We start from the raw sequence: 1,928 nt of genomic DNA, 5'->3' as shown, positions 1-1,928 counted from the left end.
GCTCTGCCCACCAACCGGCTGAGCCATACGCTCGACACCGCCATCGCGGTGATCGGCAAGACCCTCTCCTGGCTGTGGATCGCCACCCTGGCCGTCGTGCTGACCAATGTCTTCAGCCGCTTCATCCTCGGCCGCGGTTCCATCGCCCTGGAAGAGATGTCCTGGCACCTGTTCGGCGCCACCATGATCCTGACCCTCTCCTATGCCGTGGTCACCGATGACCATGTCCGCGTCGACGTGCTACGTGAGAGATTCTCCCTGCGCTTCCAGGCCTGGGTCGAGCTGCTCGGCATCGTGCTGCTGATGCTGCCGATTCTCTATTTCATGATCGACAACCTCATCGAGTACGCCTACCGCTCCTTTACCCGCGGTGAGCGCTCCCAGGCACCCAGCGGCCTGCCCTACCGCTTCATCATCAAGAGCACGCTGCCCATCGGCATGGCCCTGATCGCCATCGCGCTCTCGTCGCGGGCGCTGCGCTGCTGCACCTACCTCTTTCGCTTTCCTCGGGAGCTGCACCTGCGTCGCCCGACCGACTTTCGCTAACGAGGATCATCATGGGTCTCGAAGAATATCTCGTCATCGGCATGTTCGCCGGGTTCATGGGGCTGCTGCTGATCGGCTTCCCCGTCGCCTGGGCGCTGGCCGGCATCGGTTTCCTGTTCGCCATCATCGGCCATGTGCTGGTCGAGCACATGGGCGCCGATCTGTGGTTCTCCTGGGGCGGCACCATCGGCGTGCTCGACCGCCGGCTCTATGGCGTCGTCGCCAATGAGCTGATGGTGGCGCTGCCGCTGTTCATCTTCATGGGGATCATGCTCGACCGTTCCGGCATCGCCGAGCGGTTGATGAACTCCCTGGTGCGGGTGCTCGGCGGCCTGCGCGGCGGCTACGCCGTGACGGTGGTGATCGTCGGCGTGCTGCTGGCCGCTTCCACCGGTATCGTCGGTGCCTCGGTGGTGCTGCTCGGCATGCTCTCCATCGGCCCCATGCTGCAGGCGAAGTACAACAAGTCGCTGGCCGTGGGCACCGCCTGTTCGGTGGGCACCCTGGGCATCCTGGTGCCGCCCAGCATCATGCTGGTGCTGATGGCGGACCGCCTGGGCACTTCGGAGGCCTCGGTGGGCCGGCTGTTCATGGGCGCGCTGATCCCCGGCATCATGCTGGCGGTGATGTACATCGCCTATATCCTGATCGCCGCCTATATCAAGAAGGACCTGGCTCCGGCGCCGGAGAACCGCAAGCCGCTCAACGCCCGGGCGCTGCTCGAGGTGCTGATCGCCGTGCTGCCGCCCATGGCGCTGATCGTGGCGGTGCTCGGCTCGATCTTCACTGGCTTTGCGACCACCACCGAGGCGTCGGCGGTGGGCGCCCTGGGGGCCGTGCTGCTGGCGCTGTTCAATCGTCGCCTGAGCTTCGACGTCGTCTCCAAGGCGCTCTACCAGACCACCCGTACCACGGCCTTCATCTTCGGCATCTTCGTCGGTGCTACCATCTTCGCCGTGGTGCTGCGCGGACTGGGGGGCGACGATGTGATCCGCGCCGCCATCACCGGGCTGCCCTTCGGTCCCGCCGGGGTGGTGCTGACGGTGATGCTGGTGGTGTTCCTGCTCGGCTTCTTCCTCGACTGGGTGGAGATCACGCTGATCATCCTGCCGCTGGTGGCGCCGGTGGTCTTCAGCCTGGGCGTCGATCCGGTGTGGTTCGCCATCCTCTTCGCCATCTGCCTGCAGACGTCGTTCCTGACGCCACCGGTGGGCTTCGCGCTGTTCTATATCAAGGGCGTCTGTCCGCCGGGCATTACCACCACCGACATCTACAAGGGCGTGGCACCCTTCGTGGCACTGCAACTGCTGGGGCTGGCACTGGTATTCTTCTATGAACCCCTGGCAACCTGGCTGCCCGCACAGGTCTATAGCGGACGCTGA

The 1,928-nt window shown here is 65.0% G+C and carries 2 protein-coding genes; both read left to right on the top strand.

The features are described from left to right. The coding region (locus tag KZO25_RS19780) for a TRAP transporter small permease subunit (protein ID WP_223138219.1) at nucleotides 1-546 on the top strand (546 nt) is incomplete at its 5' end. An 11-nt stretch (nucleotides 547-557) separates the two neighbouring features. Continuing rightward, nucleotides 558-1,928, top strand: a complete 1,371-nt coding sequence (locus KZO25_RS19775) for a TRAP transporter large permease subunit (RefSeq protein ID WP_066451795.1) — start codon at nucleotides 558-560, stop codon at nucleotides 1,926-1,928.

This window comes from Halomonas sp. ANAO-440, from assembly GCF_019915905.1.
In the GTDB taxonomy this organism is placed as follows: Bacteria; Pseudomonadota; Gammaproteobacteria; order Pseudomonadales; family Halomonadaceae; genus Halomonas; species Halomonas chromatireducens.
This window is presented reverse-complemented; position numbering and strand designations above follow the sequence as displayed.